The sequence below is a fragment of the Pleomorphochaeta sp. DL1XJH-081 genome (genome assembly GCF_049310885.1).
GTDB lineage: Bacteria > Spirochaetota > Spirochaetia > Sphaerochaetales > Sphaerochaetaceae > CAYZJV01.
The window spans coordinates 89,107-104,700 of sequence record NZ_JBMDYO010000005.1 but is presented as its reverse complement, the minus strand read 5'-3'; the positions used below and the strand labels follow the sequence as shown (position 1 = coordinate 104,700).

General features: G+C 45.9%; 16 protein-coding genes. 10 read left to right on the top strand and 6 right to left on the bottom strand.

What is annotated here, in order from left to right:
- Positions 1-2 precede the first annotated feature (2 nt).
- From ACODJP_RS10005 to ACODJP_RS09990, 4 genes are read right to left on the bottom strand one after another with little or no spacing between them, the layout of a single operon-like run.
- Positions 3-155 carry a hypothetical protein gene (locus ACODJP_RS10005; protein ID WP_422481058.1) on the bottom strand — a complete coding sequence of 51 codons (153 nt, stop codon included), beginning with the start codon at positions 153-155 and terminating at the stop codon, positions 3-5.
- On the bottom strand, positions 152-526 hold the full coding sequence (locus ACODJP_RS10000) for a GntR family transcriptional regulator (protein WP_422481056.1): 375 nt from the start codon (positions 524-526) through the stop codon (positions 152-154). The genes ACODJP_RS10005 and ACODJP_RS10000 overlap by 4 nt, the downstream gene beginning before the upstream one ends.
- Positions 513-1,295 (bottom strand): hypothetical protein, encoded by a 783-nt coding sequence (locus ACODJP_RS09995; RefSeq protein WP_422481054.1) that lies wholly within the window; start codon positions 1,293-1,295, stop codon positions 513-515. The genes ACODJP_RS10000 and ACODJP_RS09995 overlap by 14 nt, the downstream gene beginning before the upstream one ends.
- Complete coding sequence (locus ACODJP_RS09990; RefSeq protein WP_422481052.1) at positions 1,292-2,143, bottom strand: ATP-binding cassette domain-containing protein; 852 nt, start codon at positions 2,141-2,143, stop codon at positions 1,292-1,294. The genes ACODJP_RS09995 and ACODJP_RS09990 overlap by 4 nt, the downstream gene beginning before the upstream one ends.
- 432 nt (positions 2,144-2,575) lie before the next feature.
- Between ACODJP_RS09990 and ACODJP_RS09985 the strand changes: the two genes are divergently transcribed.
- From ACODJP_RS09985 to ACODJP_RS09975, 3 genes are all read left to right on the top strand, one after another.
- A complete protein-coding gene (locus tag ACODJP_RS09985; RefSeq protein ID WP_422481050.1) occupies positions 2,576-3,844 on the top strand; it encodes an MFS transporter in 1,269 nt (422 codons plus the stop codon).
- A 114-nt stretch (positions 3,845-3,958) separates the two neighbouring features.
- Positions 3,959-4,690 (top strand): response regulator transcription factor, encoded by a 732-nt coding sequence (locus tag ACODJP_RS09980; protein WP_422481048.1) that lies wholly within the window; start codon positions 3,959-3,961, stop codon positions 4,688-4,690.
- On the top strand, positions 4,677-5,981 hold the full coding sequence (locus ACODJP_RS09975; RefSeq protein WP_422481046.1) for a HAMP domain-containing sensor histidine kinase: 1,305 nt from the start codon (positions 4,677-4,679) through the stop codon (positions 5,979-5,981). The genes ACODJP_RS09980 and ACODJP_RS09975 overlap by 14 nt, the downstream gene beginning before the upstream one ends.
- Here ACODJP_RS09975 and ACODJP_RS09970 read toward each other — a convergent pair.
- Positions 5,958-7,994 (bottom strand): hypothetical protein, encoded by a 2,037-nt coding sequence (locus ACODJP_RS09970; RefSeq protein ID WP_422481044.1) that lies wholly within the window; start codon positions 7,992-7,994, stop codon positions 5,958-5,960. The genes ACODJP_RS09975 and ACODJP_RS09970 overlap by 24 nt on opposite strands.
- A 95-nt stretch (positions 7,995-8,089) precedes the next feature.
- Between ACODJP_RS09970 and ACODJP_RS09965 the strand changes: the two genes are divergently transcribed.
- A complete protein-coding gene (locus ACODJP_RS09965) occupies positions 8,090-8,536 on the top strand; it encodes a PTS sugar transporter subunit IIA (protein WP_422481042.1) in 447 nt (148 codons plus the stop codon).
- Positions 8,537-8,551: 15 nt separating this feature from the next.
- Complete coding sequence (locus tag ACODJP_RS09960) at positions 8,552-10,174, top strand: cation:proton antiporter (protein ID WP_422481040.1); 1,623 nt, start codon at positions 8,552-8,554, stop codon at positions 10,172-10,174.
- On the opposite strand, the gene ACODJP_RS09955 is transcribed toward ACODJP_RS09960, so the two are convergent.
- Positions 10,163-11,152, bottom strand: a complete 990-nt coding sequence (locus tag ACODJP_RS09955; protein ID WP_422481038.1) for a DUF2156 domain-containing protein — start codon at positions 11,150-11,152, stop codon at positions 10,163-10,165. The genes ACODJP_RS09960 and ACODJP_RS09955 overlap by 12 nt on opposite strands.
- Here ACODJP_RS09955 and ACODJP_RS09950 point away from each other — a divergent pair.
- The 5 genes from ACODJP_RS09950 to ACODJP_RS09930 all read left to right on the top strand — a co-directional run bounded on the left by ACODJP_RS09950 (position 11,151) and on the right by ACODJP_RS09930 (position 15,590).
- Positions 11,151-11,660 (top strand): hypothetical protein, encoded by a 510-nt coding sequence (locus ACODJP_RS09950; RefSeq protein WP_422481036.1) that lies wholly within the window; start codon positions 11,151-11,153, stop codon positions 11,658-11,660. The genes ACODJP_RS09955 and ACODJP_RS09950 overlap by 2 nt on opposite strands.
- Positions 11,661-11,725: 65 nt before the next feature.
- Positions 11,726-12,274, top strand: a complete 549-nt coding sequence (locus ACODJP_RS09945) for a hypothetical protein (protein WP_422481035.1) — start codon at positions 11,726-11,728, stop codon at positions 12,272-12,274.
- 14 nt (positions 12,275-12,288) lie between these two features.
- The gene (locus ACODJP_RS09940) at positions 12,289-13,152 is read left to right on the top strand and encodes a hypothetical protein (RefSeq protein WP_422481033.1); all 864 of its coding nucleotides are present in this window, start codon (positions 12,289-12,291) and stop codon (positions 13,150-13,152) included.
- Positions 13,153-13,242: 90 nt separating this feature from the next.
- A complete protein-coding gene (gene pepT / locus ACODJP_RS09935) occupies positions 13,243-14,496 on the top strand; it encodes a peptidase T (protein WP_422481031.1) in 1,254 nt (417 codons plus the stop codon).
- A gap of 107 nt (positions 14,497-14,603) precedes the next feature.
- The gene (locus ACODJP_RS09930; protein WP_422481029.1) at positions 14,604-15,590 is read left to right on the top strand and encodes a hypothetical protein; all 987 of its coding nucleotides are present in this window, start codon (positions 14,604-14,606) and stop codon (positions 15,588-15,590) included.
- The last annotated feature ends 4 nt before the right edge of the window (positions 15,591-15,594 follow it).

The window sequence follows — 15,594 nt, the reverse complement described above, 5'->3', positions numbered from 1 at the left end:
ACCTAGAAATTCGTGTTTATATAGACGACGCCTTTTCCTGGTGAATCCTGGACAATCGACCGATCGAATACTACTCTTGCGGTAATTACTGAGGCTAGTAAGAGTAGTACCATGAGTGCTCCAGCACCCAGTAACATGATATTGCTTCTTTTCATGATTGCTTTTGCTCCTTTTGATATGTTTCGAACTGATCGATCAAATCGTTCTTGGTGAGGCCAACCTGTTCCATGGTAGCGAAGATCGCTGGCAATTCATTCCGGACGAAGGCCTCTCTCTTCTGGTCCAGTACCTTCTGACGGGCGTCGGCTGCAGTGAAGTATCCGATTCCCCGTTGATTTTCCAATGTTCCTTCCTCCTGAAGTAGTGTATAGGTACGTGTTACGGTATTTGGATTGACTTCCAGCTGGACAGCCATGTCCCGAATAGATGGTATGCGTTGCCCGTCCGGCCACTCTCCACTGAGGATCCGATCATACAGATACTCGGCTATCTGTAGATAGATGGATGTATGTTTATCGAATTGCATCGGTTGCCTGTACCTCCTTCACACGAAGATATGCAGTATACCAACAGAATGCCGGTAGTATTGCCCAGTAAATGACTGAGCCAATCCATTTCGAGACTCTCACTAACGTAAGATGGTCATACATGACATAGGAGTCGATCGAAAAGTGGAAGCCAAATGGTCCGGTGAAGTAGGGGGCGAAGACGATTCGCACCATAATGGTAGAGAGGATAGCTAGCAGGATGCCGATCACTCCAAGCGATAGTACTGTTTTCACGAAATGAGTTTTCCGAAAATAGGTTGCTCCCAGAAGAAATATGGACTGAGTTACCAGATAGTGAAGCATCATGATACCTATATGACGGGTAAAAGGATTGAACATGATGAACGGGTTTCCAAAGAATAACAATGCGATAGCCTCTACCACGATGGAGACTACGGTAAGCAAGACAGCTAGTGCAATCGGGTAGGCTATAGCGGTGAGCAATCCTTTGGCAAGGAACTTTTGTAGTCGGGAAGCTGGAAGCATGAGCCAATTGTGCTGTCCGATCCTACTGAACATGTCATCACTGAAAATGATACTTGTGGTGATGAACCCACCGAGGAATAAGAAGCCGATGAAGTTGGTCAGATAGCCATTTTCAGCAGGCTGAATGCCACCGGTCATCCTGATAAAAAATGCTCCTCCTACCTCTTGTACGAACAAGACTAATGCAATGGTGAGAGCATAGATAAACAGATTCTTTTTGTTCTCTTGGACCTCTTTATTCAATACACGAACAAGTTTCATGCGTTGCCTCCTTCACTGGTAGTAAGATTCGCGAAAGGGGAGGGATTAGCGATAACAGCATTGAAAAGGGTTTCAAGATCGACTACGGTTTCCCCGTCTCCCTCTTGCCTTTGTCGAACAGTCATCCAACCACCGGGCACCTTCTCGCTGAAAATAGCTTCTCCGAGATTTGGTTCGTTTCTTTGGAGGTCCATACAGAAATTGTCGGAGATGTCGGTAAGATTATGATTGAATACAACTTTGCCATTATTGACTATGATGATCGGGTCGATAAGGTTCTCCATATCTCGTACCTGATGCGTACTGATAATGAATGTACGATCCTCTGTCATCGCGGAGGCAACGGTTCTCCTGAATTGGCTTTTTGAGGGTATGTCGAGTCCATTGGTCGGTTCGTCCAGGATCAACAGTGCTGTATTGGATGCCAAGCCGAAGGATAGGAGGAATTTTTTCTTCTGTCCGAAAGAGAGTTCGTGTAATTTCTGTGACAAATCCAGGTCGAAATCCATGCAATAGCGGTGTAGTGCCGCGTCATCAAAACGTGGATAGAACGGAGCATAGGTAGCCAAGTATTCCTCGGCTGTCATACGTGGTAGCAAAAATTCTTCGGGAAGGTGGAAAAGATCCTCCAGCATCGCCGGATGCCTATCCACTGGGTTGTACCCGAGTACTGTCGATGACCCCTCTAAAGGAAACAGCTGGCCAGAGATGAGTTTCAGCAGAGTTGTCTTTCCCGCTCCATTCATTCCTAACAAACCATAGATGTTACCCTTGTCGATATCGAGGTCCATGTTGGCAAACAACGGTTTCTTTCCATATTGGAACCGTATGTTCTGCATTCTTATCATGGCATCACTCCTTGTAATGTATAATAGTGTACTATCAAACTAGTACACTAAGACTGTGATACTTGTCAAGAGGGAACCTGGTACGAAATATAAGTTTTGGTACTTTTTTTGTTGGAAGGCAGGAATCGAATATCTGCAAGCGAAGCCCTTGGATCAAGGTTTATGATTTGGAGAGTAAGAAACAGCCGATTATGATGTGAAAACTAGGATATTATCCAAGCATTCCTCACATAAGATTCTCTCTCAAATTCCAAGAGAATCGTAGGGTTGGGATAGCATGGATGATACTTTTACCTAAAACGCTACCACCCGAAAGATTGTTTTCTATGATCATTTTTTGAGATATGTAAAAACTAAGATCGATCACGTCTCAACTTTATTTTCGCTGTATTTTTATTTGTAAAACATGACAATATTGGCTAATATGTACGTATGAGCGAAAATAAAGATCTCCCCACCGATTTCAAGCGAAATGGGCAGTTCTACAAGTTTTGTGCCTACGGGTTCCTGAAAAACCTGCGATTCTTCGAACCGTTTCTCATGCTCTTCTTTTTGGAAAAAGGTTTGACTTATTTGGAGATCGGAACCCTATACGCTGCGCGGGAAGTGTGTGTGAATCTCATTGAGATTCCCTCGGGCGTCATAGCCGATACATTGGGACGACGTCGTTCCATGGCCGTTTCATTTATCTCCTATATACTCTCGTTCATTGTATTCTTTTTCGCCGATTCCTATTGGATTCTGTTTGTAGCTATGCTTGTTTTTGCTGCCGGTGAAGCGTTCAGGACAGGAACACACAAGGCAATGATCTTTGACTACCTGCACATGCACAACTGGGGACATCTGAAGGCTCACTACTACGGACACACACGTGCTTGGAGCCAAGCAGGAGCCGCCTTATCTGCGCTAATAGCCGCATTTTTGGTATTCTGGCAAGGCTCGTATGCCCCGGTATTCCTATTCACCATTGTTCCTTACGTACTCGATCTCATATTGATACTCAGCTATCCCGCAAACCTTGATGGTCCCCGTCACACCAGCAATAAGACCGTCGCCTCAGAATTTTCCTCGGTAGTTCAATCTCTCATGAAGAGTCTGAGAAACAAGGATCTTCTGCGCGCGATAGCTAACCAATCGCTATATAGCGGTTACTACAAAGCCTTCAAAGATTACCTGCAACCGATATTGAAGAACTTTGCGATAGCATTGCCTGTTCTCCTCGCACTCCAGGATGATCAACGTACAGCACTGATCACCGGGTTTGTCTATGCTGCATTGTACTTGCTTACCGCATATGCCTCCAAATCTTCAGGAAAGATGTCGGAGCGTTTCCATACCCTCGCTATTCCCCTGAATAGCATGTTGTTTATGGGTATCTCGTTCGGAGTTGTTAGTGGAATCGCCTATTGGTTGGGAGTTCCTCTCGTGGCGATTATTCTGTATGTGGGTATCTATGTCATTGAAAATCTTCGCAAACCCATGGGAATCGCCTATGTGACCGAAAGGATGGATAAAGGTTCACTTGCCTCGGCACTCTCGGTAGAGTCGCAGGCAGAGACCTTGTTTGCTGTTTTAATTGCCCTCATGTTGGGGTTCTTCAGCAATCTATGGGGCTTGGGTATGGGAATTCTCGTAGTATCGGCTATCTGTTTTGTGTTGGCACTATTTTTGCGATTGCCTAAACTGGAAAAGAACTCGTAATTAGATATACATCTTCACCCAATCTTTATCGACTCCTTACCACGATGACACTTTCCTCCTATAGTTTTTCGGTATACCATTGCGGTATGTAAATTCTTGGAAGGAGAGGATGAAGTGTCCAAAATATTTGTAGTTGAGGACAACGCAGGATTGTTAGATGCCATAGGCTCCTATTTGGAAGTTGAAGGCCATAAGGTGGTTTCTTTCGACCGGATCGCTGGAGTCTATGAAGCGGCTAAAATGGGCTTTCCGGATCTTATGATACTTGATGTTATGCTCCCTGACGGGGATGGTTTCCATCTGGCAAGAAGAATTAAAAAAGATAACGACATCCCAATCCTTTTCCTAACTGCAAGAACATCTGAATCTGATAGAATTACCGGATTTGAGATTGGCGCAGATGATTATGTGGTGAAGCCTTTCTCTATGAGGGAGTTGGTATTGCGTGTCAGATCCATCCTTGGTCGTACGCAACGGGATAGCAACAAATCGTCTAAAGAGCAACTGCATACTTGGATGCTCGATTCCGAGATGGCTGAAGACCATAAGCCGCATAAGCTTGAACTTAATGAGAACAGCCATCTCTGTTTGCACGATGGTATTGAGGTGAAACTCACAGCCACGGAATGGAAAATCTTATCATTTCTTGCAGAGCGCGAGAAAGTTGTCGTAAGTCGGGAAAAACTCTTAGGTATGTGCCTCGATTATCTTGCAGAGGGGTCGGAACGTGCAATCAACACTCATATGAAGAATATCAGAGCAAAATTGACAATCAACGGATGGATAGAAACCGTCCGCGGATTCGGCTATCGATTTATTGGAAAGGTAGAACATGACATTGGTTAAGAAGACCTTCCTCGTTTTCGGGGTGGTATTTATCATACAGTTGACAGTCGTTGCTCTTCTAATAGGATTGGGATATCGCCAATCGGAGGACCAGTGGCAACAAGTTCGTAGCTCTCAAGCCTATGATACCGCGAAGAATTTTCTTGTTGAAGGCGAAGAACAGGGGGGAGCTGATTCATATACTGGACCTCTCGCGATCTATGATGCGAACAGGCAATTGTTAGGCAGTAGTCGCGGGTGGGGGATGCATGGAAGCATGGGGCGAAATATGATGGCTCAAATGAAGCCCATCTATGTCGATTCTGTTTTAGTCGGATATTATGCGACTGGGGAAGAATCCTTCAGTACCGATATCGCCAATAAGACTCTTCTACGGACCATGGTGATGGTCCTTCTACTCTCACTTTTGCTCTCTTTGGGAATTGCATTGATCGCAGCACTCTTTTTTTCTCGCAAAGTCGCTCGGCCTGCCGATAACCTGGCTCGATCTCTTCATGAAATGACGCAGGGAAATTTTTCCGTTCCTGTGAAATCGGATGGTTCAGATGAATTGGTCAGGATAGGTCAATCCATCGAATCGCTCCGTTTACGGTTGTTGCATGAGAGGACAGTCCGATCCCAGTGGTCACAGGATATTGCCCATGATTTACGGACTCCGGTCGCATCGGTGAAGGCGCAGTTGGAAGGAATGATTGATGGCATCCTAAAGCCCGATGTGGCAAGATTCGAGCGCACCATGCGAGAATTGCAGCGGATGGAGATATTAGTCGACGATCTTGAGACTCTTATGCGCCTCGAATCTCCCGAGGCAGAAGCGAAACTAGAGTTGATTGATTGCAATACTATGGTTAGGGAACTCGGTGAACGGTTTGAAGCCCAACTTCTCCAATCTTCTATGCATTTAGATACCGAGATCTCATGCGATCAGATAATGGCAGATGAGGTTTTACTGACCCGTGCATTGTCGAACCTTATTAGCAATGCGATCAGATACGGTGTTGAAGGTACCCCCATTAGATTACGTGTTAGCCAGAAGGAGGGTGGGACGCTAATTGCTGTCCACAATAGCGGTAACCCCATCCCCCCTCAGGAAATTCCAAAACTGACTGAACGGCTTTATAGAGGGGAGTTCGCCAGATCGACACAAGGTTCTGGTTTGGGACTCACCATCGTTGACCGTATTGCTCAGCTCCATAACGGATCACTTACTATAGAGAGTACTAAGGAAAATGGTACTACGATGACCATAGTATTACCCTCTCCACTTTCAGCCATCCGATATCCGCAATAACCTTAGCTCATTCGACATACTGATACTCAGGAAGTTTCCCTTTGGTGATAGGCTGATGTCGGAAGCAACATAGGATCCGCAGTCCATGGGATTGTGTTCATTAAGCGAATAGACAGATGATTCGTTTATCAATCCTAGCAGATAAACGGAAGGCGCGATTCCACCATGGACAGCCCAACCGACTTGATCAATAGGGTCGAATACCATAGATGTAACCACATCATCAGTATTTCTAGCTTTTCCCGATTCTATCCATGAATTGTTGTCAGCAGAGTGGCTGTAGATATGTATTCCATCTCCCATGATGGATTGGATCCGCTCACCCGTGTAGGCCATTTCGAACGGACCTTGTAGGTTTTCTTTCTCTTCCTGATAGACCGCATCTTCCCAAATAGAATAGTTGGTATTTATGATAAAGCTATAGAACGAGCGAACCGCAGGACTGCTGACAGCAAGCTTCGTACCGCTTTCGTTGATTATAAGCTTATCGGGTTTTGGAATCGTCGAATCCATTCCTTGCAATGGGTTTCTCCTCATAGTCTCCGTTACTCCTCCGGGACCATAGGCACTCTGGTTGATATAACTTCCAGGCCATTCTCCATCGACAACGTAATCGACAAAATAAAACCGATTCGCGATTGTGTCCAAAACGACATTGGTGATATCTTCAGTCCAGACATACGTGCCAGAAGTTGGTTTTAATGAGGCAATTTTTGATAATGAATATTCTGCTGGGTTGTATTGGAAGAATTCAACCTTTCCTGTAGATCGTGCCGTTGTACAGATTATATCATCCAACGTATCTACTGCGATATCTGAGATGTCTGAAGCTATAAAACTCTCCTTCACGATAAGCTGATCTTTCTCTATTTGGCATACTTGAAGGCCTTGTGAACTTGCGATGAGTAGACTTCCATCCCTGAGGAAGGCCGTATCGGTTACACCGGTGAGCCAATAGGGGGTGTTGAACATATCGGTTTCACCATCAACGATGATCTCCACAGTTCTGGGGACACCTCTCAATGGATCAACCGTAGCTCGAAAAGGGAATGTTTCAGAGCCTACACTCCCGAGGCTATCTGTTTGTGCAACTACATCCAATCGATGTGGTCCGGTGAACGTAGAGAATTCGGCAGTTTCTCCGGTTGCGATGTTCGAACCATCTAGGTACCAATCTACGCATAGGGGAGTTGAACCACCGCCTCCTGAATGAACGAATCGGGCTGTAACCATCTCATTTGGAAGAATTTCATTTGAAATGCCTTGTATCTCGCCTACTACAGGATCAGCAACCCGGCTGATTATCTGCAAGCCAGTCGCTTCAGGTGTAACCTTATCTACGATGATGGAAATGGTTCTTGATGAAGTCATCCCATCCAAGATTCTCAGAGCAACCACCCCTCCTCCAATTTTGATGTTCGCCGAATATAGCGTGAATATCAGGTCATACGAGCCTGTCTGCAAAACGGCTTCGTAGCGGGCGCTGGCATTTGCAGTATCGATAGTTTTTCCCTCATAGACATCGAATTGTTCTCCTCCCTGCGGCCGTAGCTCCAAATCAAGTGAGATGGAGGTGAATTCCGGGTCTCCCCAGGTAAAATCTATTGCTACAGCACCCTCTCCTTCATACTCATCCAAGAAGACCTCGACGGCATTGTCTTTCGTAGTGAGGTGATGAGAAGCTGAACCGGTTGCCAGAATTGTCTCCTGCTGGTTCATACCAACAACATCTATCTGCCAGGTTCCTATCACCAGACCATTGATCTCAGCTTGGGCACTACTGGTGGTTATGGTAAAACTCTTATCGTTTGGACCCCTACCTGTGATGATATAGCTGGTAATGGATAACCCTTGCCCATCAGGACTTACCGGATCTCTCGTAGAAGATGACCTTGCCTCGACTGGCAAGAACCGCAGTTTCAAAGTGGTGGTATTGGAACTTTCTTCGCATCCAGCAAGAAGTATAGTTGCCAGTATGACCAATCCGAAAATTAACATAGTGAACTTTCTCATATGAACCTCCAACCCCTATACCGAAACGATTTCCTTCTTGCTTCAAATCGATTAGAGCTATTGCATGAAAATGACAATGGTGATATCACGTAGATATGAAAATCAAACATGTATTAAATCCTGCATTGGTCACCACTTCGTTGAAAAGCACGACGAAGGAGGGGATTATTGGCGAGTTACTCGATATATTGGTAAAAGAGAAAAAAATTTCCGATCGGGAAGAGGTTCTGTCGGCAATTATGGAAAGAGAAAGGAAAATGTCCACTGGGATCCAGCATGGAGTTGCCATTCCCCATGCCAAGACGAAGGCCGTGAAGAATCTCGTTGCCTGTATCGGACTCAAGAAAGAGGGCGTCGATTTCGCTTCATTGGATGGAGAACCCAGTCGGATATTCATCATGACCCTCTCTCCTGTGGACCGGGTAGGCCCCCATGTCCAATTTCTTGCCGAAATCAGTATGGTTATCAAGACTGAAGAGGCTCGCGAACATCTATTGCAGGCCAAGAGCGCCCAAGAAGTGCTTTCGGTATTCGGATTGTAAAGGCAGGTAGGTAACATGGCTCATGAAATGATGTTGTTGGCTCTCCAATTGGGAGTCATTCTGGTCGCGACAAAATTGTCGGGATGGTTCTTTTCCCGTAAATTAAAACAACCGAAGGTCCTCGGAGAATTAGTAGCCGGTATGGTCATCGGACCCTATGTACTTGGTGCAATTCCCCTAGGAACCTTGGGACCTCTTTTTCCTCCAGTTGCAGGAACAATTCCTGTTTCTCCTGAACTCTATGGAATAGCAACAGTCGGTTCGATACTGTTGCTCTTTTCCAGTGGACTTGAGACCGATCTGCCAACATTCCTCAGGTTCAGTGGAAAAGCTTCTGTTGTTGGTCTCGGTGGTGTAATCGTCTCATTCTTGCTTGGCGCTGGTGTGACTGTGCTGTTGCACCCTGAGGTCCATTCTCTCATGGATCCCGAAGCTCTTTTCCTTGGTACCATCTGTACTGCGACTTCGATCGGAATAACAGCACGTATCTTGGGAGAATCGCGGAAGATTTCTTCACCTGAAGGTGTCACCATTCTAGCTGCCGCAGTTTTGGACGATGTCATCAGTATTGTACTGCTTTCGGTCGTGGTTGGTATTTCTACAGTAGCGATGGGTGGTGGAACAGTCGCATGGTCCCAAATCGGTTCCGTCGCCCTTAAAGCAGTTGGTTTCTGGGCAATTTGTATGGTCGTTGGTATTGTGGCTGCTCCACATATCACCAAGAGGATGAAACGGCTTGAGTCTCTAGGAATCGTGGCCGAGATATCCTTTGGTATCGCCTTGCTCCTAGCCGGATTTTCAGAGATGGCTGGACTTGCGATGATCATTGGTGCCTATATTACAGGTCTTTCTTTCAGCCAGACAGATGTTTCCTCGGAAATCACCGAGCGGATCAAGGCTGTAGGCGATTATTTTATTCCAGTGTTCTTTGCCGTCATGGGAATGATGGTCGACTTTAAAGCTGTCGGTTCCGTGTTAGGTTTTGGTATCCTCTTCTCTTTGATTGCCTTCGCGGGAAAGCTCTTTGGGTGTGGATTCCCGGCACTGTTCGTTGGATTCAATATGAAGGGAGCTTTCAGAATTGGTGCAGGTATGTTGCCAAGAGGCGAGGTAACCCTCATTGTAGCTGGGATAGGCCTTGCAAGTGGTGCCATTGGACCCGATATGTTCGGTGTCGCAGTAATGACCATGTTGCTAGCCTCTGTGGCTGCACCTCCATTATTGGTACAATCCTTTAAAGGTGGTTCTGGGTACAAGAAGGAACTACAGACTTCCGAAGATGGAGATATGGTGACTTTGGAGCTGGAGTTCCCATCAGAGCGGGCTGCGGATTTTTTGAGAAGATCGATTTCCGATGCCTTCCGATCGGAGGGGTTCTTCATCCGGACGATTGAAGGTTCGGTCAGATCTTGGCAGATCAGGAAAGACGAACTGGTTTTCATTCTTAAACGACAAGGTGCGAAACTTGAACTGCAGAGCAAGCAACAGGATGAAGCATTCGTTCGGCTCATGCTTATGGAGACTTTGGTGGATTTCCAAGAGTTTGTAGATAGTCTCAAGAGTATGGAACAACCCGAAATGATGGGTGCCGGACTGTTGATGAATATGTTCGCGCAACAGTCCAAGTCAGAGAGTTGATGTCTTCCTGATCTTATATTTCATAAGTAATCGGGACGGACTATAGGTCTTCTTCGCTTGTCTAAGTCCAGGAATGCCGAGGTCTTGTTCCCGATTGATCTCAATAATTTTCTCCGGTAGCTCAGTTGCAAAAGCACGATTTATATATTGGTAGACTCCACGTAATCCTCCAACAGCTTTCTCAACGTGGATGATGAAACGAGAATACCCATCCTCTTCTCCCAGTGTGAAAGCTACCGGATCGTTTCCCGTATAGAGGACCACTCCCTTTAAACCCAATTCATTGCGGCACTCGATGGCAAGCAAAGTGGCTTTGTAGTCCTCTACCAAATCCTTTCCTTCCGCCCATTTGTCCAAGACTGCTATCATATCGGAGCTTTTGGCGATTTGGGATGGGATCAGAATCCTATCTGGATGATCCTCAACGAAATGGTGGGCATGCACGAGTTTTTTATGAAGATCTTTCCCATTCAACTCAATGAGATTTTTTCTGAGGTAGATATAATCGGCATTGTCACGATCTTCTTCCATGCTCAGATCGAGGTTGCTTTCTGATAATCCCTGCTCCCAATTCAGTTTCAGGTCTTCACTGATAGCATTAATCTCAGAAACACAAGTGAAAAGATCCGCGAGAAGGTCCTTATCGGGAAAACCGGCAGGCAACATCGCAAAAATCTCTTCCTTTTCCCCATATTGTTGGAGACCACGGAAGAGATAACCGGGTTTGCCATCCCGCTGGGTGTAGGTACTAATGGTATAGTGCCTTTTTTTGGTAAATGGGTAGAGCGATGCCATTGAGAATTCACTCACCCCATGGCGATTGTCGAGTAAGAACGGTTGTACAATATCAAGATGCCCAAGTTCCAAGGGCGTTTCAGCAGGATACGTCGGAATGGTTTGCATGATACCAAGATAACTGAAACCCCAATGAGGGGCAAGTATACACAATTCTTTACTTTTCACGTATAGTGGAATCATGAAAGCCCTACTGAAGATCCTATTGCTCGTACTTTTTGCTATCGTCATATTCATGCCGATGAACAAGATCACCCAGGGAGCCTATTGGTCGCTCTTTTTACTTATGTTTTTCGTGCTATACCTCTATTATCGATTCTCCTACTGGGTTGGAGAAGGAGATATCGCTTCAGTGGACAACCGAGAAATAAGATTTTCCGCATTTTCCGGTAAGGTTCCTCCCATGTCCAGTGAAGATCTTGTGCGTGGCCGACTTGTAGTCTTTGATGATGAAATAGCACTCTATCAACGCTCTCGTAATCCGCAGACGGGTGAGAAGGCCAAGAAAGTCTGGTCAGTTGCCATTGACGATTTAAGTGGATTTTCGATTGGTAAGGTCATCGGTATTCGTGGTGGATTGATACTCTCGCTAGTGGATGGAGATGAGGCTCGGTTCGCTATATTCTTTATGAAGAATAAGAAGATACCATTGATGGATGCCTTAGGCTGGTCCGGAGGGCAATCCGAATAAGGTAACCTAAAGAGGCGATTGTGGCTTCATTGTGGCAATGGTAGCTTGCTCCTACAGGAGCTACCATGAATCGCTATGTCCGACTCTTATGCATATGCATTCTCTCATGTATATTGATTCCCCTTCCTGCAGAAGGAGAGTCCGTCGAATTATATACGACGACCGATCTTGCTGCAGTAGATGCCCTTTGGCAGGATCATATCTCCTTCCGTGCATCCGTTGGTTGCATACTCACCGATGGTGTAGGCCTTGAACTGCCAATAGTATATACGGTTGACCGTAGCGGGGGAGAGGAAATCCTCATGGACATCGCGCTCAAACTTATGGTGTTCCCTTGGGGTTCTGGTCCTTTTATAAGCTTGTCTCTGACTCAAGCCTGTATATTCATGGGTCCCTTCATTCCGGAGGACAGAGTCCATTACTTGAATGAGATTGCTATCGGATATACCTGGAATGTGATTCCAAGGTGGTTTATAAGGCCATCAGTCATCTATCGGGATCCCTCGAACAATTATGGAGAGGACTTTGCCTACATTGAGGCTTTAGTACCTACCCGTAAGAAAGTTCGCTTCTGCTTAGAGGTCGGATGGCTGTTCGCATCACTTACACAATGAAGGAGGAGCGGAAAATGAAGGGAAGAATTCGCATCGTCATGTCCCATGCTTTGATCGTATGGACTATCATCAGTTTTCTTGGTTGTTCACTGGCAATAGAACCTGCGCAGAATCCATCGCTTTCTGATGAACAGATGGTTCCATTGGTAGCACGGGTATTAGATGAACAGTTGTCTATCGTCCAACCCATATTGGAGGAACATGGAGAGTTGTCACAGCAGACTAGGCAATTGATGCGGGATGCTGATGGAGAAAGTATCATTCTCCAGATGCTAGAGGAGGACCATGGAGCCGATTATCTACAGTTCTGTCATGCGGTGGCTTCAGGAGCCGAATCTTCAGATGTCTTGGAATCGGCGCAGTCTTTGATTTCTGACGAAGAGTTTGAAGAACTGTCAGGTAGAGTAGCAGAGGTGAGACGTTCATTTGTTACCTATGCAGAATCCCAGATGAGAGCAATTCCCCCGAACCAAAGACCAGCTTTCATGCGTGACTTGCAGAAATTGGTTACCAAGACTCTTGTACTCATGATAGCCGGCATTGTCTATGCATGTATCCCAAAAGTGATGTTCTGGGGGAAAGTAACTGCAGCAGCAGCGATATCGGTTGCTGCAGGAGTTACCGCAACAACAATTCTTTCTATTTATCGATATTACAAGTATGGAGAGGACTCGGCATCGATCTCATTCCAAGAATGGATTGTAGATGTGACAACTGATCCATCAGCATCCTATGCTGTAGCGACCTCAATGATAACGGTGGGAAGAACCATGAGCAATGGACCTGTGGTAACGGGTCTTATTCTGGTTGTGTTTGCGATTTATCAGGTCATGGACATGGTCAAGCCGATGTTGAAAAAATATAATTTCGACGCTTGAGAGTACTCATGGGTGGAGGGGATTATCTTGCTTGGTTAATGCAAATATGGAATAATGGAATTGATACATGCCATCAGGAGAAGTACAATCATGAATCGATCCCCTCTTTCCCAAACTCTTTTGGACCGTCTGCTCACCTATGTTGCTGTAGATACCATGAGCGATCCCCATATCATCGATAAAAGACCCACTACCGACGGTCAGTTGGAGCTGTTGCAGATGTTGCAACACGAACTAAATGAGATGGGTTTAGACGATATTACATTCGATCCGAATGGTTATTTGATAGCTCGGATTCCAGCGAACGCCCCGAAAGGGAGTAACATACCAACCATTGGATTCATGGCCCATGTTGATGTAGCGGATGATGTGATGGGAAATGGTGTCAAGCCTCGAGTGATTGATTCATATGATGGCAAAGACATCACACTGAATGCAGAATATGGAATTTTAGTTACCGATAATCCTGAATTGTCCAAGTATATCGGAGAGACGTTGGTTGTTACCGATGGTACTACACTCTTAGGTGGCGATGATAAGGCCGGAGTTGCTATCCTCATGTCGTTGGCGGAACGGTTGGTCAAGAGTGATTCTATGGTTCATGGTGAAGTGGAATTGATCTTCACTTCAGATGAAGAGACAGGTGGAGGCATGGATGCTTTCGATGTAAGTCTTTTGAGATCGCGTTGTTGTTATACTGTCGATGGTAATAAACAGGGTGAGGTTGAGGCTGAGTGTTTCAATGCAGCGACTGTTGAGGTAGATTTTATGGGTATTCCCTATCATTTGGGAGCAGCAAGAGGTCGTATGGTCAACAGTGTCTCAATGGCAGTATCTTTCATCGCGTCCCTTCCGAGGAACGAGAGTCCCGAAGCGACAGACGGTCGCTATGGATATTATTGTGCTGAGGAGATCGAAGGGACCAGTGCCCATACGCATCTGACCATATATGTGCGCGATTTCGAATTGGATGGGCTGAATCGTCGTATCGGTACTTTGGAAAGCCTTGCGACAACCACAGAGAAGCTATTTCCAGGTGGATCAGTTAAGGTTTCTCATAAGATCGTCTATCAGAACATGTATGAGGCCATAAAGAAGGATCCGAAAATCATGGATGCGATTTGGGCTGCTGCTGATAAACTTGGCCTGAAATTGGAGGAGAAGATCATACGCGGCGGTACCGATGGTGCCCGGCTTGCCCAAATGGGAATTCCGGCTCCCAACTTGTTCACCGGTTCCCATAATTTGCATTCACGATTTGAGTGGGTCGCACTCCCTGCAATGGAGCGTTCAGCACTTCTTGTAGAACAGATAGTCGCTTTCTGGGCGGGAGCCGTTTCTTGACACCACGTTCGATTGTTCGGTTACTAGCTATACTGGTCTTCTTATGTCCAGCGTCCAACCTTTGGTCAAACGACGGAATCTCATCCGCACGGCTGGAGGAACTCTCCATGCAGGTCATCGAAGAAGAGTTTGATTGGCGGTTCGATTTCTCTAAAGCAGAGGATGTGCTTGAGTTTTCCCTATTGGATTTCCGACAGGATAGCGAAACCTTCTCTCCCAGATTGGTTTTGGAAGTGGATATCGAGCTATGGTGGAGAGAGAATCGATTCCTTCGAACTGTAGCTGTATTGATAGATTCCCCAGAGGACTGGGAGTATTGGTATGCACAACGCCTACGATCGTTACTTCGAGCCAACAGCGGTCTGTTGCTCTTAAACGAAGGTATGGAAGCTATCACCGATTCCCATGATTGTGGTTATTGGATCGCTAACGATGGGGAAGGGCGAGAGAAGGGGGATGTGGTTTGGATCAAGAATCATCGTAAAGAACCTATTGCCCGTCTGCTGGTAGTGGATACCTTTCCTTTTACTGAGAAGGATGAAACTATTGGGATTGTCGAGCTTGCTCCTCTATGGACTACCCGTCCGATCGTTGCAGGAATGGAGACGGTCTCCCAAAAGGATATTTCAATCCGTATCGGATTTCCCCTCTCTCTTTCCCGAGCCGGGGTAGATATGAGTGTGGAATTGCCTTTGCCAAACACACTATTTCGCCTCACAACCCAAATTGGAGCCGAAAAACACCTCTCAGATGATCACTATGTAATCACTAGTGGTATTGGAATATCCAGAACGGTTTCCTTTGGCTATTTTGCCCAAAATTCTGCATCATTGGGTAGCTGGTGGACAAATCTACAATTATCGGTAGGAATGAGAATGCATGTAGGAACGGTTATCCAGGATACCGATCCGTTTCGGTTTCTCTACGGTGGAGAGGTGTATCTTGAACTAGGACACCAATCGACCGCCCACTTATATTGGGGACTTTCTGCAGGTTACCGCTACCGCGCCATGATCGATAATGGGATCGCATCCAGTATCCAGAGTAATGAAAATGGAATTACCCTATCGCCGACTCTACAGTGGGTGTGGTAGAGTG